The sequence below is a fragment of the Paenibacillus sp. FSL R7-0163 genome (genome assembly GCF_037969975.1).
Taxonomy (GTDB): domain Bacteria; phylum Bacillota; class Bacilli; order Paenibacillales; family Paenibacillaceae; genus Paenibacillus_AQ; species Paenibacillus_AQ odorifer.
Map to the genome: position 1 here is coordinate 4,984,398 of NZ_CP150224.1, position 19,056 is coordinate 5,003,453.

Consider the following 19,056-nt stretch of genomic DNA (forward strand, 5'->3'; position numbering starts at 1 on the left):
TTCACCTCTTTAGAATATTCCTTCTTCACCCAGTTTTTTGGTCAGCTTGTTTGCACTCAGAATTAAGATGAGTCCTACCAGAGAGTTGAACAAACCCGCCGCTGAGGCAAAGCTGAAGTCCCCTTGAAGAATACCCTCACGGTACACAAAAGTAGGAAATACATCACCAACATCCATAACGAGCGGATTCAGCATCAAGAAGATTTGCTCGAAGCCGACATTAAGGATATGGCCGAGCTGCAGTAACAGCATCATGATGATGGTTGGGCGGATCGAAGGAAGCGTGATGTTCCACAACTGGCGCCAGCGGCTTGCCCCATCCATTACCGCTGCTTCATAGAGTTCAGGTGATACGCTGCTTAGTGCAGCGAGAAAGATGATCGTTCCCCACCCTGTTTCCTTCCAGATATTTTGGAGTACGATGCTTATTTTAAATAGCTCAGGCATCATCATCCAATTCTTGACCGTTCCTCCGAGCATGACTACAAGTTCATTGACGAAGCCCGTTGAAGAAAACATCAGTGAATAGATCCCTATGACGATGACCCACGATAAGAAGTGAGGTAAATAGACGATCGTTTGTACCCATCGCTTGTAAAGTGCATTCCGAACCTCATTCAGTAAAAGCGCCAGTACAATCGGTGCAGGAAAGAAAAAGATAAGCTTCAGCACACTGATCACGAGTGTATTACTTAGCAACCTGATAAAATTGTCCCCTTGAAAGAAGTCAATAAAATGTTTAAACCCGACCCAATCACTTCCAAAAAAACCCTGAAACGGACTGTAATCTTGAAACGCGATCAACACGCCCCACATTGGCACATAATGAAAAATAATAAAATATATGATGCCGGGAAGCGCGAGCACATACAACCTGCGATAGCGATACATGCTGCGCAATATCGATCCCTTTCGGGGGCTGGTCAGAGGTGACGCTGACTTTTGTAAGTTCATACCTAACCCTCCAGAACAAAAAATAGCTTTCGTTTACTCATTTCCGAAGCACTCCGAAAACAGCATCAACACAAGCCCTTGACCATACAAGGTCGGTATACGCTCAATCGTTTGATACGCCTCGATGGTCGGCATGATCGGTGTCCCTCCGGAAACACTGCTCACTTCTCCGGCAGTATTAATACATCTCAAAACACCCTTTAAAGCTTTTAACACGTGTACTCCATAGGTTTCTTCCAACAGACCTGTACGGATAGCCAGCAGTATTCCGCAGGCAATACCCGCGCTTCCCGACGTTTCCTGGTAAAAGTCTGTCCGGTCCATTACCGTGTGCCATAGACCGTTGCTGCTTTGGTATTCGATCAAGCCATCCATCATGCGCTTGTAGCTAGACCTTATATCAGACGGGATCGTGACTAGTCCTACGATGTCCTGCAAGATTTCAGGTACGGCTATACAAACCCATGCATTCGCCCGCGTCCATCTGGCAGCGGATAAATGATTTCTCTCGGCACTGTTCCAGCCGTGAAATAGAACCCCGGTCACTTCGTCCTGCAGCAACCGCATATGCAAGCTGACCTGCTCCAAAGCCTGTTTTGCAAGATCCGAATCTTGCGTTAATTTCGCTGTGCGGGCAAGCAGTAGTACAGCCATAAACATTGTATCTGCCCATACCTGCTCTGGGAAGCTACCTTTCTCCGTGACGGTATGCTCAAATGCACCTTCTCGCGTTCGCGGAGCCTCTCGTACCATCCACTGAGAGATTTGTTTCGCTTGGTCCAAATAATACGTTTCTTTGGTTAATTCATACAGCCTGGGAAAAATGGCGAACGGCGCCATCGAATTAATAACTTTCGTACGTCCTGCTTTTTCTTGATTTCTTTCGACCCATCTAATTAAATAATCAAGAACTTCCTGGTTTCCCGTCTTCTCGTAATAATGCAGCAATGCCATCGTACCTACACCAGGGACCCAGTCCCATTCATTGATGTTCATTCCCCAATCGGTCGATCTGCTTTCCGTCATATATCGATACACACGATCAGCGGCATGTCTTATTTGTTCATTCATTTCAATAATCATTTCCTTAATTCCACTCCTCTGGTTGAATACCGCCATACAATATATCGCCACCTCCCAACGGCGCTATTAGCGGCCTGAATCCAAGTATATTATGAAAACGGATGCAATTCTCTCGATGAATTGCGTAAAACCATACCGATATTGCTTTATTGATTACGAGCCTATATGATGTATGAAAGCGCATTCTAATACAGGAGGAGTGGAGTATGGAAGACCGAGCTTACCAATCGACTGACGTTTTCGTGAACAATAAATTGCAAGAACTACCCATTCATATGAAGTATAGAGAAACTGAACAAACCTTTTACATGAACTTCCATTCCCATGCCGGATTTGAGATCTATATGTTTCACGAAGGCAGTGGTTATTTTTTAATAGAAGAAAATATCTATCCGCTTGAAGGCAACGACTTGATTCTGATAAGCTCCCTAGAATCTCATAAAAGTTCGCCTAAGCTGCAAGTACCCAGCACACGTACCGCCATCCACTTTCTCCCTGAACTCCTGGATTCTGAAATTCAGCAACGATTTCTTCGTATGTTTGACCGCAGTAACCAGCATAGGCATATACGAATGAGCGGTGAACGTCTGCGTCATTTCGAATATCTCCTAGATCGACTGCAAGAAGAATATGTAAAGCTGAATACTGGTGACTTTTTGGCTATGCGAATTTACCTCAATGAGATGCTACTTGAAATACACCGCCTTGTGTTTAACGGAGAAGAGCATGGTCTTGAGCCCATTGAGAGAAATACAATCAATGTCAAAATCGAAGAAGCGGTAAAATATTTATCCAAAAACTTCACCACGGATATTTCGCTCGAAAAGCTTGCACAGGATTTATATATCAATCCGTATTATCTGTGTCATTTGTTCAAAAAAACGATTGGTCTGACTATAACCGATTTTCTAATCCAAACACGGATTCATCACGCCAAGCGGCTGCTCACAAATACTAGCATGCCGATCACAGAAATCTCGGAAGCCGTGGGTTTTAACAGTTTCTCCTATTTTGGTCGTGCTTTTAAAAAGATCGTCGGTACAACGCCGCGCACCTATCGCAATAAATCCAAATAACAATTTGTATAGCCCTTATTGCACAGCAAAAAGGAGCCACTCGGCTCCTTTTTGTTTTATTTGCTTGTAAAAACTTTAAAAATCCATCTTATGTAGCCTAACCTTCAGTATTTATAATCCCATAATGAATTAGGTCATCATATTTATTTTCTTTATAGATATGCTGCAATAAAATGCCTTCCTCCACCATTCCACATTTTTGCATCACTCGCCCAGAGCCGGGATTTGAAGCAAAGTGTCTTGCAAATACTTTATGATAATGCTTTTCTGAAAAAGCAAACGCAATGATCGCTTTTGCTGCTTCAGTCGCGTATCCTTTCCCCCAATATTCCTCACCGATCCAATATCCTACTTCACCATTTCTGTATGCTTGCTTATTTGTCAGTCCTATAGCTCCATAAAGCTCGTTTGTACTCTTATCAGTAATGGCAAACTCATAATACATATTATTGATAAAATTCTCTTCATGAGCTTCAATCCAGGATATTGCACATTCGATAGTGTAAGGATAAGGTAGAGTCAACGTACTTTTGTAGATATTATAATTATTGCAGAGGTCAGAGACACGTTTTGCATCAGATAATTCAAAGGGTCTCAGTATCAATCTTTCGGTCGTAATTGTTCTTTTCTCTTGATTAAACATTGTTTTACCTCCGCTCAAGAATCTCCTGCACAATTGGCATCGCCAAACTCATATTCTCTGCTTCGATTACTATCGCTGTTAGTCCTGTCTCTGTGCGTGTCTCATGCCACTCGCCCTTGTCCCAATACACAGCTGAGCCAGCGCTAACTGAAAGCTCTGTTTCTTCCCCTGCTCTGACCCAGCCTTCTCCGCTAACGACAAGAAATAGCTGTGGAACCGGAGCCTGATGCCAGCCAACAAGTCCATTCACACCCAAGTGCATACAACCCACATGCGGAGAAACCGCCTCTGTCAGTATTCTCGACATATAAAGCTGCTGGCTTCCGAACGCATCAATAGATTTACCAGCTTCTTTGGCAAAGCTATATACTATCATCTTACACTGTTCCTCCTACCGACACCGGATTTACCTGTACCTGATCTGCATGCAATTTTTCAATAATCGCCAACAGGAAGGTTTCGGCTAGACTATTCTTTTTAATGGCTCTGGCGGCCTCTTCCAAGGTAAACCATTCTGCATGATCAACCTCAGCACTCATCTGACTTAAGTCCTCCGAATCTGCAACACCTATAAAATTCAGCATTAGCGTATTAGAAGGTGCGAAATATAAGCTGCGCATATATTCATAGGCTACAATATCAATTCCTACCTCTTCTTTTACTTCACGAATAAGTGTGGTTTCCGCATCTTCACCTTTATTCACGTACCCTGCAAGCAATATATAATCTGGTCGGTTATACTGCTGGATCAATAGAATCTTATTCATATCCTGATTTAATACTGCTGTACTGATCGCCGTGCTAAAAATAGGGAATCTGAACATTTCGCATGCATTACAATAAGGTACCTGTCCTTCCCCATCGCTTTCTTTCATTACTAACGCTGTTCCACATTCTAGGCAATATTTCAAGCTGATCTCTTCCTTCTATAATAAAGTAGTCAATACCTATTCCAATTGCGGTGGAACACGATGCTGCGTAGCTTGTTCAAACCCGTAGGCTATGGATAGGAGCGTAGGCTCACTATAGGCTTTTCCGGAAAAAACTACCCCAAAGGGCCCCCGAGTTGGGTCACCGTCGGAATCAATAATGCCCTGAGCTACAAATCCTGCCGGAACGGTAATTAACGGATACCCCAAGCGTGCTGCAATATACATACCATCTACATCTCCAGGCAGTAATAATGCATCCAAGCTATATTGCTCCAACACATAATCTATGCCTTGCTCAAGTGCTAGCCCTCTGTATTCTTGTTTCTTTTGCTGATATTCTTCTTCGGTTAAAGTTATACCCTCTGACCTAGTTAATGTATCTTGCCCAAATTGTAATGCGATTTCAGCATGTCTTTCATTATACGCTATCAATTGCTGCAAAGAGTGAATCGGAACGGAATCATCTACCCCAGATAAATACGCGTTGAGCCCCTTTTTAAATTCATAACAGATTACATCATTATTCCAGTTTTGTTGTTCAACGTAAAGCGTAACCGGATCTATTATCGTAGCCCCTTCGTTCTTCAAAGTCTGGATAGCTGTTTCCATAATTGAAAGTCGCTCTGCATCTAAATGGTTATAATAGTGCCGTGGAACGCCTATTCTTGCTTGCCGTATAAAGCTTTTATCTAGAAATGGAGTATAGTCCGTAAAAGCATGCTTCTCGCTCGATAATGTTGCTTCATCCCTGTCATCCACTCCCGTTAATGCCCCCAAAATAATCGCCGCATCCGTAACCGTTTTAGCAATAGGTCCAGGAGTGTCTTGGCTAACTGAAATAGGAATCACTCCAGTACGACTGACTAATCCGACCGTTGGTTTGATCCCGATGAGAGCATGCTGACAGGCTGGCCCAACAATTGATCCCGCGGTTTCCGTTCCGATCGAGGCTGCTGCCAAATTCGCCGCAATAGCTGCTGCAGGTCCAGAACTTGAACCACTGACAAATACATTCCCTGGCCCATATGGATTAAGTACTAGACCACCTCGTGAGCTATACCCAGCCGGCATTGAACTAGACATAAAGTTAGACCACTCCGACATATTCGCCTTTCCAAGCAAAACAGCTCCTGCTGACCGGAGCTTCGCAGCTACGAAGGAATCTTTTGCCGCAAATGATCCTGCTAAAGCTACTGACCCAGCACTCGTATGCATTTTATCCGCGGTATCTATATTATCCTTCAACAATATAGGAATGCCGTGTAGACTTCCCCGACTTCCTTGTTCCTTACGTTCAATATCCAGTGTTCTCGCGATGTCTTTAGCCTCTGGATTGATTTCTAAGATTGCGTTTATGTCTATATCGTACTTATGAATCCGTTCCAAATAGGCTACTACCAAATCTTCTGAACTGACTACGCCTGCTTCCATAGCCGCTTGCAGCTTTGCAATATCCGCTTCTATTATCCATTCCTGAAGTTTGATCTTCATCAGAGCAGCTCCTTCAATAATGTAATTCTCCCTAGCATAAACCTACCATAAATGATTAGCTCAATGACATGACGAATTTGACTATAATCATTTAAACCTGTGATTTGACTCCCTCGGCTACAGATGATAGGGTATTTTCGAAGTTAAATTTTTCCGGGAGGGAATGCCCATGACGGAAGTAAAGCTTAGTATCGGATACGACGAATTCGAGGAAGGCCAAAGAATTGGCACGGAAATTGAGAAGCTTAGCAGCACCCCTGAAAGTTCTTCGCTGACAAGTCTAATTATCGGTGATTGGGGGCAAGCCTACGAAAATAGTTCAGAAGAAGTTGTAGAGGCACTGGTTACGCATAGTGCTAGCTTCCCTGCTTTACGCAAGCTTTTCATAGGCGAGATGGGCTATGAGGAATGCGAGATTTCTTGGATTACCCAAAGCGATCTATCGCCGCTGCTCCCTGCTTTTCCAGAGCTACAGTCACTCACGATTCAAGGTGGGAATGAGCTGAGCCTCGCAGAACTAAAACACGATAAGCTAGAAGAATTGATTATTATAAGCGGAGGCTTAGGTAAAGCCGTTCTAGATCATATTGCAACTAGCCAATTGCCGAATTTGCGCAAGCTGGAGCTATATCTAGGTGTAGAAGACTACGGATTTGACGGCAGCCTCGCAGATCTTCTCCCTCTTATAGAAGTAGGAAAGTTTCCTAAGCTTACTTATCTCGGTTTAAAAAATAGCCAGATCCAAGATGAGATCGCAGGTGCACTAGCAAATGCTCCTATTCTGGATCAGCTAGATACGCTCGATCTATCACTCGGTACCCTAAGCGATGAGGGGGCGGAATTGCTTCTAGCCAGCGACAGAATCAAAAAATTAAAAGCATTAAACCTAAGCCATCATTATATGTCTGACGAGATGATTAGCCGCTGGAAGCAAAGTGGATTGCCTGTTGATGTTAGCGACAAGCAGGAAAGCGATGATGAGGAAGACTGGCGTTATCCTTCCATCACAGAGTGAGCCTCTCATGAGGCCGATGATCGTTATCGGTATTCCCGGTGATAAACGGGCTAGCGGCATCCAGCAAGCGCGTTCCGATCTAGGAATGCCCCCTGCCATTATTTTATCGTACGCTGAGTTTCTGCAAGGTAGATCATTAGGTGATCTTATGGAAGAGCAGAAGAAGCAATTATCCCATCAGTCCTCCGTTTACAACGGAGTAGATCTCAGTGCAGCTCCACCGCTGCTGAGACTAGAGTCACCTGGCAGCAGCTTCGAGGTAGAACGTGCCTTAATCGCTCTAGGCGCACCGGACTCGGATGATATGGACGATTCGCTTCATCCCTACGCCGATAGACCTGATCCGCGACCACTCCGCGTGCAGGTAGTCCGTCAATTGAAGGAAATGCAAGGTGTCCTGCATCATCCATCTCAATGGTTCCGTGGCTACTGCCGGATGCTGGCAAGACTACAGCGCGAGGCCAAAACCGCATGTCCAGGTTCACTATGGTTAAATGACCCTACTGACATTGCGGCTATGACCGATAAACGCCAGACGCAACAGATTCTGAGCGAGGCAGGGATTCCAATTCCTCGCCCAGTAGGTGAAGATCAGCAGCCTACGGATTATGCCTCTCTCCGGGAGATGATGTTATCCCGGCGAATGCACCGGGTATTCATTAAGCTGGCCTTCGGCTCTGCGGCTTCTGGGGTGGTCGCCTATCAGATCCATCCCGTGACGGGTGCCGAAATTGCCTTAACAACAGTGGGGGTCGAGAATTACATCACTCGACCACCCATTTACTATAATTCCGGTAAACTGCGACGGTACACGAATACCGCCACGATCTCGGGAATTGTGAACTGGATCTACCAGCACGGGGCTTATGCTGAGCAATGGATCCCTAAAGCCGGGCTTAAGGGAAAAGCATTCGATATTCGCCAGCTAGTCGTTCTCCGCGAGGCCTGCCACGCGGTTGCTCGGGTCAGCCCTACACCAATTACGAATCTGCATTTACGCAACCAGCGGATGTCTCTTTCGGAAGCCGGTCTGTCTGAACCCGTACAGGAGCAGGTGCGGAATACCGCTGTGCAAGCACTGGCTGCTTTTCCCCGTTCCGGGGTAGCCGGAATCGATGTACTGGTATCCGGGGGTTCACAGCAATGTTTTGTCGCAGATGTCAATCCATTTGGCGACTTGCTGTACGATGTGAAATACCGTGGCTCCAGCACCTACGAATGGGAAATGAAGGTATTGTCGGCTAGAGACTATATCACGCCTCCCTCCACACCGCTTATAAAGGAAGGATTATCTTAAATGGATATGAACACCATCGTCGGCAGGCATGACATTCTTATGATCACACTCGATACGCTTCGTTATGATGCTGCTGTTATGGAAGAAGCAAACTGCCCCAACTTATGCGGAACCGGATCATGGGAGAAAAGACATACCCCTGGCAGCTTCACCTATGCGGCCCATCATGCCTTCTTCGGCGGTTTCTTGCCTACTCCAGCTACAACGGATAAAACGGAGCATATCCGCATGTTCCATTCCCGAAACACCGGAATGAAGACGCATCCCCATACCTGGCTGTTCGATACACCCGATATCGTATCTGGGCTTGCTGCCGAGGGCTACCGGACGATTTGTATAGGGGGCGTTATTTTTTTCACCAAAAAAAATCCACTCGCTCGTGTGTTACCAAGCTATTTCCAGCACAGCTACTGGAGGATGACGTTCGGGGTCACCAACCCGCGTTCCACAGAGCATCAGGTGAATCATGCCTTGAAGCTGCTGAAGGATACTCCTCTTGAACAAAGATTGTTCATGTTCCTCAATGTCTCTGCCATCCACGGACCAAACCATTATTTTATACCCGGTGCTAAAAAGGATTCCGTAGACAGCCAGCGCGCTGCACTCCGATATGTGGATGGTGAACTGGGCCGATTATTCGATGCCTTCCGGGAACGCGGTAATCCTACCTTCTGTCTGGCGTTTTCTGATCATGGAACCGCTTTTGGCGAAGATGGCTATCAGGGGCATCGCCTAGCCCACGAGACGGTATGGAACGTCCCTTATCGGGAGTTTATTTTATAATATTTATACCAAGGAAAGGATGGAGAACTGATATGACGTTATCGTCCTTCTCTTTAGAAGAGCTTCATAAGTGGAAAAACAGCATTACTGCCCACCCTTACCGTTCTTATCTGTATTCCTATCCACACAAAACGGCTTACAGGGATTTGCAGCCTCCGATGCCGCTAGAAACACTCTGGCGTGATGAGCCTGCGGAATCTTTCTTTCTATATATGCATATTCCGTTTTGTGGCGCACGCTGCGGATTCTGCAACCTATTTACCCTGCCTGATAAACGCGCAAATGTTCATGCCACATACGTGGATGCACTGGAACGCCAAGCAAAGCAATGGGCGGAATTCACCAGACATAAACCTTATGCGCGCTTTGCGATCGGCGGCGGAACTCCCACCCTGCTGGCAGCAGATCAGCTCCGCCGCTTGTTCCACATTGCCGTTGATACGATGGGACTGGATACAAATACAGCCTCCATCTCAGTGGAAACTTCACCGGAGACGATTACCGAAGAGAAGTTGAATATTCTAAAAGAATATACGGTGGATCGGGTCAGCATGGGCATCCAAAGTTTTGTCGCTGCTGAATCGGCGGCCATCTATCGCCCACAAAATCCGGATGAGGTGTATCGGGCACTAGAGCTGCTGGGGAAATATGATTTTCCCATATTAAATTTAGATCTGATCTACGGGCTTCCGGGGCAGACGGTCGACTCTTGGCTATATTCGCTCAATCAAGCGATCAGCTTTGAGCCAGAGGAAATTTTCATCTATCCGCTCTACACCCGAGAGCATACGATTGTGAAGCCTGGTGATATCCAGCGTCAGGACGATATTCGCCTAGATTGCTACAAAGCCGCTGGGCAGCTGCTTAGAGCGAGAGGATATCGCCAATACTCCATGCGTCGTTTCGCCAAGGAAGACGCAGGAACAGCTAAACGCATTCTTGACTACAGCTGTCAGGAAGAAGGAATGGTCGGGCTAGGCTGCGGGGCTAGGTCCTATACTCGCAACGTGCATTACGCTTCCCGTTATGGGGTGAGCCGTAAAGCAACCGAGAGCATTATTGCCGATTATATCAGTGCAGATCGTTACGATACGGCAGATTACGGAATTGTGCTAAATCTGGAAGAACAGAAGCGCCGCTTTATTCTAAAGGCGCTTTTACATAGTGAAGGGCTGAAGCTTGAAGATTATAGTCTACGCTTCGGAAATTCACTCTGGAGTGATTATCCTGAACTGTCTAACCTGCTTCATACCGGCTTAGGGAAAGAAGCAGATGGCGTATTACGCCTTACTACTGAAGGCATGGGCTACTCCGATTCCATCGGTGATTGGTTTATTTCTGGGGAGATCCGAGAGCAGATGGAAAGGTTCGTATTGCCATGAATGCGGTCCTCTACTACCGCGGCTCCCTCACGTCCTGCAACTATGATTGCCCCTATTGTCCTTTTGGCAAAACAAGAGACAGCGCAGCTACGCTCGCCAAGGACCGCCAGGGGCTGGAGGCCTTTGTAGCATGGGCGTCTGAGCAAGGTGCGGCAGGTCATCGGCTTTCTATATTTTTTAATCCCTATGGCGAAGGGCTGATTCATCGCTGGTACAAAGAAGCAATGATTGCGCTCTCCAATATGGACCATGTAGAGAAGGTAGCGATTCAGACCAACCTTTCTGCCAACCTGGATTTCATCTCCCAGCTGAATCGTAAAAAAGTGGCCTTTTGGGCCACCTACCACCCCGGACAAGTGCGGGAGGATAAATTTCTGGCGCAATGTATGACTTTATACGAGAACGACGTTCCGTTTAGTGTGGGAAGCGTTGGAATACGCAGCGCTTTTTCAGCTATAGCTTCACTTCGCTCTGCATTACCGGAAAACGTGTACCTATGGATCAATGCTTACAAAGATAAACCGGATTATTATACAGCTGAGGATTTTGCCTTCCTTAGCGAGATTGATCCACACTTTTCTGTAAATGCTATGGATTATGAAAGCCTTGGCCAAGCCTGCAATGCAGGAAAAGATGTTTTTTATGTACAGGGCGCTGGGCTTGTGAAACGCTGCTATAAGGACAGAGGTGTCATAGGCAATCTTTACCGTGATGGGCTCGAAGGTCTCTCTGCGGTTAGAAGCTGCCGCATGAAGGTATGCGATTGCTATATCGGTTATATTCATATGCCCGAGCTGAAGCTGCGGAGCATCTATGAAGCTGGACTTTTGGAACGAATCCCTTATGGCGCTATGAACAACTGAATTAAAATTCCAGACAGGGTTTCTTTACTCTCTGTGGAATATGACAAGTAGCCCCCATCTATAGGGGCATAGCAAACACTAAAGTTGGAGGGACAATAACTTATGAACAACATCATTAATTTTGCGCATCGTGGAGCGTCGGCAGTCTGTCCAGAAAATACTATGGCAGCATTTCGCAAAGGTCTTGAGCTGGGTGCAACCGGAATAGAAACTGATGTACAAATGACCAAGGATGGCGGCCTAGTCCTCATTCATGATGAAACTCTAAACCGCACGACAAGCGGAACCGGCTATATGAAGGATCATACACTCGCAGAACTGCTGGAAGTGGACGCAGGCTCATGGTTCGGACCTGAATTCAAAGATGAGCGCCTTCCATTGCTGGAAGATTTATTAGATCTGTTGCAAGGTAGAGATACCATACTAAATATCGAGCTTAAAAATGGCACTTTTTTATATCCGGGCATGGAGGAAAAAGTGATCGCGGCCGTACGGGATTTCAAGATGAGCGATCGCGTCATTTTTTCGAGCTTCAACCATTATTCACTAGCTTACTGTCAGTCGCTGGCACCGGAGATCAGAACAGGAATTCTGTACGGGGAAGGCTTGTATCGTCCTTGGGATTATGCAGCTACACTTGGAGCGACTGCGTTGCATGCGTATCATTTTGCGGTACTGCCTGAATTCGTCGAAGAAGCTGCAAAGCATGGCGTCGCCTACCATCCTTGGACCGTTAACGATCCCGAGCGGATGAAATATTTAATTGAAGCGGGTGTATCAGGCATTATTACCGATCATCCAGACCTGTTGGCTGGACTTCTGGCTGACAAGGGAGTGTGATGGTGTGAAAAAAGTCTGGCTGCTCGGATTCGGCTTTTTCAGCATCAGCATTACATGGAGTCTGTATAACGCATTTGTACCTTTTTTCCTCGAAAAATATGTACATAGTGTAGCCCTAATCAGCTTCATGATGACGATTGATAATTACTTCGCCTTATTCTTGCAGCCTTGGATCGGCAATCGGAGTGACCGCACGACCTCGCGTTTTGGACGCAGAATGCCTTATCTTATGATTGGTATGCCCTTCGCTGCCGTGCTGACTATGCTGATTCCGTTTCATACCGGACTATTTACACTGCTTTTATTTATGATGCTGATGAATTTAGCCATGAGTTTATACCGTTCCCCTACCGTCGCTCTCATGCCCGACATAACACCTGAAGAGCAGCGTACAAAGGCTAACGGATTAATTAATTTCATGGGTGGATTCGGATCAATTCTGGCTTTCGGCGTGGGTTCGATCCTCTATAAATCAAATCCTGCGCTGCCGTTTCTCGTTGCTGGACTGATTACCCTGTTATGTCTGTTTATCGTATCGCGCTTCATCAAAGAAAAACGGGATGGTGTGAATAAAAGCCCTACGCATCTATCCGATACAGCGGGGAGCCCTTCTGCGACAATAGTTAGGCCTTCCAGAATCTCCTTTCGCGGCCAGCTTGATCGTACTACAGTCTTTCTACTGGCAGCGATCTTCTTCTGGTTTGTAGCTTATCAAGGGGTCGAAACCTTATTCACGTTGTATGGCAAAAACCATCTGGGCCTCAGTGAACAAGCGGCCTCCTTCTCCCTTACCTTCTTCTCCCTTGCCTTTGTGCTGTTCGCTATTCCGAGCGGTTGGCTGGGTGGGCGATTCGGGAAAAAGAAGATCATTATCGTCGGCGTATGTGGCCTGATGACGGTCTTTGCGCTTGTTGGGTTTGCACAGGACCTGCTGGTGCTTCGAGCGTTGCTCCTGACAGGAGGAATCTTCTGGGCTTGTATCAACATCAACTCTTATCCTTATGTTGTTGCTACGGGGACTGAGGAAAGTATTGGTACTCGAACAGGGATGTATTATTTGGTCTCTTCACTGGCAGCGATCAGCTCGCCTCCTTTGCTGGGGCTAATGATTGATATTTTTGATTACTCCATCCTGTTCTATGTAGCAGCGATTAGTATGGCAGTTGCCCTGCTCTGCCTTTTCTTGATGAAGGGACGCAAGCAAGTGCCCCACAAGTTTCACACACCGGGAGCCTAAAAAAGCGTCAGCCTTAGACATCTATTTATGTCCAAGGCTGACGCTTATATTTTACATTTAACAAACTAATTTTTAAAAACTGAATAACGACCTGTCCCGAGCTGTTTGGCGGTGTACATCGCTGTATCTGCCTCATGCAGCAGCCTGAAATGATCCACCTTGCCATGACTAATGCTGATGCCTATGCTCGCAGATACAAAGAGGTTGTGCTCTCCCAGCTGATAATGTCTGGTCGTCTTCTCCAGAATCTGCACCGCTAACTGCTCCGCTTCCTTCTGATTGCAGCCTTTAGCCACAATCACAAATTCATCACCGCCTATGCGGAAAATATGGCGTTTTCTTTTGCTGGAGAATTGACTTAACCTTCCTCCCACCTCTTGCAGCAGTAAATCGCCCACATGATGTCCTAAGCTGTCATTGATGGATTTGAAACGGTTCAAATCCATAAACAATACGGCTAGTTGCTCATTTACTTTGCAGCGATCCCAAAAGTGATCCATTCCATTCTTGTTTAACAGCCCCGTTAAGCCATCCTTATAGGCAAGTTCCTTAAGCTGCTCTCTTTCCGCCAAAACAAGGTTCAGCCGTGTAAGCAAAAACATTAAAACAGCTATCGTAAGCGCGTATATCAATAACGGAGTGAAAATCCCCCCATTGACCTCTATAGTTTCTTCTAAGGATTTTTTGCCTAGCTGATGCATTGCCCACAATCCAACGACGATAGTTATAATGGAAAGGCCCGTATAAACCGCTCTTTGTTTTGGTTCCTTACTAGCAACATCCCGGTAAAATCTCAATACTAAATAACCTACAACCCCTGCGATGATAATGGACATTAACGTTTGTAAATAAATCTGAACCTCTACCACCTTTAATTCGCACATCCTTCTGAACTACAAATAATTAGCTTACTGTACTGCGATACCAATATATAAAAAAGCTCTGAACATTATCTGAACACTTACTCTTTCTCCAAATGCCGCGCACAATTATATAACTCGCAGTTCCAGGAGCCATCCGATTCGGATTTTGTTATTCGCGTAATTGACGTATTGTTCAATAATACTGTGCCGTCCAGTTCTGGAAGTAGTCTTCTAAGGCTACTGCGTAAAATTGCACCATGGCTAACGATCAGAATATGGCTGCCTGGATGTCTCGCCGCAATTTCTTCAATGACTTCGCTGCCTCTGAGCTCGCTGGCTTCTGGAGTTTCCAAACCCAAATCTAACGTCTTCCAATCGGTTCCCCATCGTTCAATCCGCTCTTGCTGCGTAGTTCCTTCAATAAGTCCCGCATACATCTCTCGAATGCCCGGCGCTAAACCCGTGATCTCAAGGCCTAATCTTTCTGCAATAACCTCTGCCGTTTGCCGCGCTCTGAGTAAATCACTTGAATATATGTAATCCCATTGTTCTGTGCTAAGTCGTTCAGCCAGTAGTTGTGCCTGTTGCAGGCCTTCAGCATCCAATGAATTATCCGTATGCCCTTGCACTCTGCCTTCTTTATTCCACGCGGTACTTCCATGGCGAATTAAACCTATTGTAGTCATAAAAATCTCCTTTTAGCTAATGAGTCTAGTGGCAGTTGTGATACTGGTTATAGTGCTAGTTATAATGCTAATTTCAGTGCTACTTCAGTGCTAATATAAATAATATAATCTATATTCTATCAGATTCACCCTATGAACATTTAAAAATAAAGGTTATCCAAGTTTTTGAACATGAGGTATAATAAACCTTGTCGTTTTTTACAACAGCTACAAGATAAGGAGTAATTGTTTATGATGAAAAAGCTAGGGTCCACTTTGTTTCTTACCTTCTTACTGCTCATTCCACTTGTCGCCACTTGCCCTTCCACTGTTGGTGCAACACCGCTTCCTAAAAACACCGTCTATGTGGACAAGAATAACCATTCATACATACCACTGCGTCTATTAAATAGCTTCACTGGTATACAATCTGTATGGAATCCTAACGAAAAACGTATAAGCATTACGAATGCAGACACAACCATAACGCTTACATTAGGTCAAACCGCTGCGCTCGTCAATGAAAAGTCGGTTACACTAACTGATCTTGCTTTCAGTGATAACGGCACGGTATATATTCCGTTGTCTTTTATCAGCACAACACTTGGCATTCAATTAACTTGGGATAAGGAAGCCTCTTCATTAACCCTTAAGAGTAATGATATTGCAACCACTGTTCCTGTACAGTCCGGCGCACTAATCAAAGCGGATTCTTCACCAGTTGTCAGCGCTAGTAAAACCTTCAAGGTTGGCGGCAGATCCTTCAAAGCCCAGACGGTTACAGTGTCCCTGCTGCATCCTAAGGTGAAACTTGATGTCGTACTGGCTGGAAATACGGTCGGAAAAGTGGAGGATTTAAGCAGTCTGGCTAAACGTAATAATGCCGTAGTTGCGATTAACGGAACGTTTTTTGATGCCTATACAAAAGGGGCATACAAAGCTCCATACGGTTACATTGTCAGCGGTGGAAAAATGCTTAAAAATAGCTCCGGGGATCGCCGGACGATTTTTACCTATGACAGCAACCATCTAGCGTCACTGATTCCTGGGTTGGATTTCACAAGCCGCTTCGCTTCCGGCTCCATGGAAGGAGCTCTTCAAGCCGGCCCGCGTCTTCTTGTGAACGGTAAGGTATCCCTTAATGTCGCGGCAGAAGGCTTCAAAGATCCGAAAATCTTAACCGGCGGCGGAGCACGCAGCGCGCTCGGATTAACACGCGACCATAAGCTCATTCTGCTGACCACTGGTGGAGCCACCATCCCACAGCTGGCAGAAATGATGAAGCAAGCTGGAGCGTATCAAGCCATGAATCTGGATGGTGGTGCATCCAGCGGGCTCTACTACAACGGCAAATATCTAACGTCCCCTGGGCGTCAGATCAGCAATGCGATTGTAGTCAAATATCAATAAAATCTCTTGGCCAGACGGCTACTAAGAATATATGATTCTATTGTACAAAGTGCAATCAGAGGCAGTTTGCAGCGCATAATTGCTATGGCGGTATGATTGCTGTACGACGTATGAAACTACTGTGCAGCATATGATTGCCGAGCTCAAACCCAAAAATCCCCTTGATGACTTACCCATCAAGGGGATTTTTCATAGTACGTTGCCAGTTTAGGTACTGCTGACAGATCCAGTGTTGGGGGCAGCCGGTGCAACTTAATCTGTGTGACCTGAATATTCCCACACCTGCAACCAAACTTCAGTAGTAAAGCCCAATTTCTCGTAGAAAGGCTGCATCGAACCTACGTAAACTTTACTAGCTCCGAGTTGTTTTAAACGGTTAAATCCTTCGTGTAGGACCGCCCGTCCCAGTCCCAGCTTTCGATAATTAATGGATGTGCCTACAGGCTCCAGAACGCCAATTCTATTGCTGCTGTCCCAAAAAATATTACAAAAGGAAACCACTTCGCCCGCGTCATTCACAACGCTAAGATCGAGCTGCGGATTATAGCTTGGAGCGTTACTCATATTCCCATAATGCAGCAGCGTGAGTTCTGCCTCCACCGTTTCTGCATAGTCGAAGGCCATAATATGTCCGAGCGCTTTTGCAGTAACCTCGATCTCATCTCCGCTGCAAATTCTGAATCCAGAGGGGAGCTCCACAGGAAATTCCTTATCCAATCGCAAGGAGTTTACGCTTTCCTTACCACCCGTTTGATGATACCCCCTCTTACGAGCAACCTCCGCCGCAGAAGTCATATTCTCCGGTATTGGCACATACAGCTCTACGTAACCACCGTTCTCTTCCTCAGCTTTTTGTTCAGCAAAAGCGAACATTTCTTCAAGTAATTTTTCCGGAGGATTCATCTCAGCACACTGAAAATAGAACCCATCGTCCCTGCACACTACAGCTGCAAGCTCTCCATTCTCATACTCCCATAAGCCTACTTTTTGTTCCCATTGCTCCAGCGTTCCACTTCTCGTCTCCTGAAAAAAAACAACGAATTCCCAGCGGTCTATAAGCCAGGTATTTGGAGTCTTTAGCTTACTATAACTTTGTATAAGAAAATGACGTACCTTTAGCAGATCTTCTGAACGGTAGCTTCTAAAATTAATGTTCATTTTCCGCGCCCCTCTCTTTAATTTCATATTAAGGGGGATGCAAAATGAAGCATATATCATAATTAGTTATTATTATTTTATACTACCGAATATGATCCGTACGTTCACAAAACAAACATTTCTTGAGTTGAAATTATGAGCTCCACACATCCGTTAACTGCATTTAGTGCAACTATTTCCTCAGAATGCTCCTTTAAAAGATAGTTAGTTGTATTTCGTGCAGTTAAATTTCTGGTTTTCCTTTAAATGTACCGAATTCACCCTTTTTAGTTGCACGAAGTGCAATTAAATGGCTTCTAGGGACTATTTACGGAGAAATAAGTGTACAAAGTGCAATTAGAGAAAGTTTTGGAGTTCGCGATCTTCTTCCGGAGGAAATAGTCACTGATCAAGCTTTTTCAAGCGATAATTATGAGCTCCACACATACGTTAACTGCATTTAGTGCACCTATTCCTCAGAATGCTCATTCAAAAGTTAGTTTAGTTGTATTTCGTGCAGTTAAATTTCTGGTTTTCCTTTAATTGCACCGAATTCACCCTTTTTAGTTGCACGAAGTGCAATTAAATGGCTTCTAATGACCAACTACGCAGAAATAAGTGTACAAAGTACAATTAAAGAAAGTTTTGGAGTGGGCGATCTTCTTCCGGAGGAAATAGTCACTGATCAAGCTTTTTCAAGCGATAATTATGAGCTCCACACATACGTTAACTGCATTTAGTGCAACTATTCCTCAGAATGCTCCTTCAAAAGTTAGTTTAGTTGTATTTCGTGCAGTTAAATTTCCGGTTTTCCTTTAATTGCACCGAATTCACCCTTTTTAGTTGCACGAAGTGCAATTAAATGGCTTCTATGGACTATCTACGCAGAAATAAGTGTACAAAGTGCAATTAAGTCTGGATAAGCCGCTTGAGCTAAATTTGGATTGCATAGATCTAGCTGAGTTAGATTTTAGATCAGTTAGTTTTGGATCGATTAGCGGTAGATCGGTTAAAGTTGGATCAGCTAGAGCTATTCAGCTAGAGCTAGGTCAGCTAAAGCTAGGTCAGCTAGAGCTAGGCCAGCTACAGCTAGGTCAGCTAGGCTAGGTCAGCTACAGCTAGGTCAGCTAGGCTAGGTAAGCTAGGCTAGGTCAGCTAGAACTAGGCCAGCTAGAGCTAAGTCAGCTAGAGCTAGGTCAGCTAGAGCTAAGTCAGCTAGAGCTAGGCCAGCTAAGTCAGCTAGAGCTAGGTCAGCTAGAGCTAAGTCAGCTAGGCTGGATCAGCTAGAGCTAGATCAGCTAAATTCCCCTTCGGTAAATCTAGCTAGATTCTTACGTTGACCACGAATAAGAGTACTCTTTTTGCATAATTTTCCTTGTCCATGT

General features: G+C 45.3%; 19 protein-coding genes. 10 read left to right on the forward strand and 9 right to left on the reverse strand.

The features are described from left to right. Positions 1–9: 9 nt before the first annotated feature. On the reverse strand, positions 10–954 hold the full coding sequence (locus NST45_RS21985; protein ID WP_036680389.1) for an ABC transporter permease subunit: 945 nt from the start codon (positions 952–954) through the stop codon (positions 10–12). A 33-nt stretch (positions 955–987) separates the two neighbouring features. Further along, positions 988–2,073: a glycoside hydrolase family 88 protein gene (locus tag NST45_RS21990; protein ID WP_231574052.1), complete on the reverse strand. Its 1,086-nt coding sequence runs from the start codon at positions 2,071–2,073 to the stop codon at positions 988–990. A gap of 170 nt (positions 2,074–2,243) precedes the next feature. Between NST45_RS21990 and NST45_RS21995 the strand changes: the two genes are divergently transcribed. After that, complete coding sequence (locus tag NST45_RS21995; protein WP_036680388.1) at positions 2,244–3,113, forward strand: helix-turn-helix domain-containing protein; 870 nt, start codon at positions 2,244–2,246, stop codon at positions 3,111–3,113. 97 nt (positions 3,114–3,210) lie between these two features. Here NST45_RS21995 and NST45_RS22000 read toward each other — a convergent pair whose 3' ends face one another. The 4 genes from NST45_RS22000 to NST45_RS22015 are packed head-to-tail and all read right to left on the reverse strand — an operon-like array spanning position 3,211 to position 6,179. Further along, on the reverse strand, positions 3,211–3,756 hold the full coding sequence (locus NST45_RS22000; protein ID WP_036680387.1) for a GNAT family N-acetyltransferase: 546 nt from the start codon (positions 3,754–3,756) through the stop codon (positions 3,211–3,213). 4 nt (positions 3,757–3,760) lie between these two features. Further along, on the reverse strand, positions 3,761–4,132 hold the full coding sequence (locus NST45_RS22005; RefSeq protein WP_036680386.1) for a cupin domain-containing protein: 372 nt from the start codon (positions 4,130–4,132) through the stop codon (positions 3,761–3,763). Between the two features lies 1 nt (position 4,133). Next, positions 4,134–4,667 (reverse strand): NUDIX domain-containing protein, encoded by a 534-nt coding sequence (locus tag NST45_RS22010; RefSeq protein ID WP_042124672.1) that lies wholly within the window; start codon positions 4,665–4,667, stop codon positions 4,134–4,136. Between the two features lie 36 nt (positions 4,668–4,703). Beyond that, complete coding sequence (locus tag NST45_RS22015; RefSeq protein WP_339823817.1) at positions 4,704–6,179, reverse strand: amidase family protein; 1,476 nt, start codon at positions 6,177–6,179, stop codon at positions 4,704–4,706. A 169-nt stretch (positions 6,180–6,348) separates the two neighbouring features. Here NST45_RS22015 and NST45_RS22020 point away from each other — a divergent pair, with 169 nt between their 5' ends. The 7 genes from NST45_RS22020 (at position 6,349) to NST45_RS22050 (ending at position 13,596) form a co-directional block, all read left to right on the forward strand. Continuing rightward, entirely contained in the window at positions 6,349–7,194 is an 846-nt protein-coding gene (locus NST45_RS22020; protein WP_036680382.1) for an STM4015 family protein, read from the forward strand. Continuing rightward, on the forward strand, positions 7,154–8,491 hold the full coding sequence (locus NST45_RS22025; RefSeq protein ID WP_235219444.1) for an STM4014 family protein: 1,338 nt from the start codon (positions 7,154–7,156) through the stop codon (positions 8,489–8,491). Before NST45_RS22020 ends, NST45_RS22025 begins: the two co-directional genes overlap by 41 nt. Then, positions 8,492–9,274: an STM4013/SEN3800 family hydrolase gene (locus NST45_RS22030; RefSeq protein ID WP_036680379.1), complete on the forward strand. Its 783-nt coding sequence runs from the start codon at positions 8,492–8,494 to the stop codon at positions 9,272–9,274. Positions 9,275–9,306: 32 nt separating this feature from the next. Beyond that, positions 9,307–10,656, forward strand: a complete 1,350-nt coding sequence (locus NST45_RS22035) for an STM4012 family radical SAM protein (protein ID WP_339823820.1) — start codon at positions 9,307–9,309, stop codon at positions 10,654–10,656. After that, positions 10,653–11,519 carry an STM4011 family radical SAM protein gene (locus tag NST45_RS22040; protein ID WP_076104694.1) on the forward strand — a complete coding sequence of 289 codons (867 nt, stop codon included), beginning with the start codon at positions 10,653–10,655 and terminating at the stop codon, positions 11,517–11,519. The genes NST45_RS22035 and NST45_RS22040 overlap by 4 nt, the downstream gene beginning before the upstream one ends. A gap of 102 nt (positions 11,520–11,621) precedes the next feature. After that, complete coding sequence (locus tag NST45_RS22045; protein WP_339823822.1) at positions 11,622–12,359, forward strand: glycerophosphodiester phosphodiesterase; 738 nt, start codon at positions 11,622–11,624, stop codon at positions 12,357–12,359. Positions 12,360–12,363: 4 nt separating this feature from the next. Continuing rightward, on the forward strand, positions 12,364–13,596 hold the full coding sequence (locus NST45_RS22050) for an SLC45 family MFS transporter (RefSeq protein ID WP_076145508.1): 1,233 nt from the start codon (positions 12,364–12,366) through the stop codon (positions 13,594–13,596). A gap of 65 nt (positions 13,597–13,661) precedes the next feature. Here NST45_RS22050 and NST45_RS22055 read toward each other — a convergent pair whose 3' ends face one another. Together NST45_RS22055 and NST45_RS22060 are read right to left on the reverse strand one after the other, a co-directional pair. Next, entirely contained in the window at positions 13,662–14,480 is an 819-nt protein-coding gene (locus tag NST45_RS22055; protein ID WP_081382558.1) for a GGDEF domain-containing protein, read from the reverse strand. 77 nt (positions 14,481–14,557) lie between these two features. Further along, positions 14,558–15,145, reverse strand: coding sequence for a histidine phosphatase family protein (locus NST45_RS22060; protein WP_038568983.1), 588 nt, complete (start codon positions 15,143–15,145; stop codon positions 14,558–14,560). Positions 15,146–15,379: 234 nt separating this feature from the next. On the opposite strand from NST45_RS22060, the gene NST45_RS22065 reads away from it, so the two are divergent. Next, a complete protein-coding gene (locus tag NST45_RS22065; RefSeq protein ID WP_036680436.1) occupies positions 15,380–16,534 on the forward strand; it encodes a phosphodiester glycosidase family protein in 1,155 nt (384 codons plus the stop codon). 252 nt (positions 16,535–16,786) lie between these two features. Here the strand turns inward: NST45_RS22065 and NST45_RS22070 are convergent, their stop codons facing one another. Continuing rightward, a complete protein-coding gene (locus NST45_RS22070; protein ID WP_339823826.1) occupies positions 16,787–17,692 on the reverse strand; it encodes a GNAT family N-acetyltransferase in 906 nt (301 codons plus the stop codon). An 873-nt stretch (positions 17,693–18,565) separates the two neighbouring features. Between NST45_RS22070 and NST45_RS22075 the strand changes: the two genes are divergently transcribed. Further along, positions 18,566–18,778, forward strand: a complete 213-nt coding sequence (locus NST45_RS22075) for a hypothetical protein (RefSeq protein WP_141118572.1) — start codon at positions 18,566–18,568, stop codon at positions 18,776–18,778. Positions 18,779–19,056 lie beyond the last annotated feature (278 nt).

Excerpts from the sequence above, each read along its gene's own strand:
- NST45_RS21985 (WP_036680389.1), bottom strand. The coding sequence starts at position 954 with ATGAACTTACAAAAGTCAGCGTCACCTCTGACCAGCCCCCGAAAGGGA.
- NST45_RS21990 (WP_231574052.1), bottom strand. The coding sequence starts at position 2,073 with ATGGCGGTATTCAACCAGAGGAGTGGAATTAAGGAAATGATTATTGAA.
- NST45_RS21995 (WP_036680388.1), top strand. The coding sequence starts at position 2,244 with ATGGAAGACCGAGCTTACCAATCGACTGACGTTTTCGTGAACAATAAA.
- NST45_RS22000 (WP_036680387.1), bottom strand. The coding sequence starts at position 3,756 with ATGTTTAATCAAGAGAAAAGAACAATTACGACCGAAAGATTGATACTG.
- NST45_RS22005 (WP_036680386.1), bottom strand. The coding sequence starts at position 4,132 with ATGATAGTATATAGCTTTGCCAAAGAAGCTGGTAAATCTATTGATGCG.
- NST45_RS22015 (WP_339823817.1), bottom strand. The coding sequence starts at position 6,179 with ATGAAGATCAAACTTCAGGAATGGATAATAGAAGCGGATATTGCAAAG.
- NST45_RS22020 (WP_036680382.1), top strand. The coding sequence starts at position 6,349 with ATGACGGAAGTAAAGCTTAGTATCGGATACGACGAATTCGAGGAAGGC.
- NST45_RS22025 (WP_235219444.1), top strand. The coding sequence starts at position 7,154 with ATGATGAGGAAGACTGGCGTTATCCTTCCATCACAGAGTGAGCCTCTC.
- NST45_RS22030 (WP_036680379.1), top strand. The coding sequence starts at position 8,492 with ATGGATATGAACACCATCGTCGGCAGGCATGACATTCTTATGATCACA.
- NST45_RS22035 (WP_339823820.1), top strand. The coding sequence starts at position 9,307 with ATGACGTTATCGTCCTTCTCTTTAGAAGAGCTTCATAAGTGGAAAAAC.
- NST45_RS22040 (WP_076104694.1), top strand. The coding sequence starts at position 10,653 with ATGAATGCGGTCCTCTACTACCGCGGCTCCCTCACGTCCTGCAACTAT.
- NST45_RS22045 (WP_339823822.1), top strand. The coding sequence starts at position 11,622 with ATGAACAACATCATTAATTTTGCGCATCGTGGAGCGTCGGCAGTCTGT.
- NST45_RS22055 (WP_081382558.1), bottom strand. The coding sequence starts at position 14,480 with ATGTGCGAATTAAAGGTGGTAGAGGTTCAGATTTATTTACAAACGTTA.
- NST45_RS22060 (WP_038568983.1), bottom strand. The coding sequence starts at position 15,145 with ATGACTACAATAGGTTTAATTCGCCATGGAAGTACCGCGTGGAATAAA.
- NST45_RS22065 (WP_036680436.1), top strand. The coding sequence starts at position 15,380 with ATGAAAAAGCTAGGGTCCACTTTGTTTCTTACCTTCTTACTGCTCATT.
- NST45_RS22070 (WP_339823826.1), bottom strand. The coding sequence starts at position 17,692 with ATGAACATTAATTTTAGAAGCTACCGTTCAGAAGATCTGCTAAAGGTA.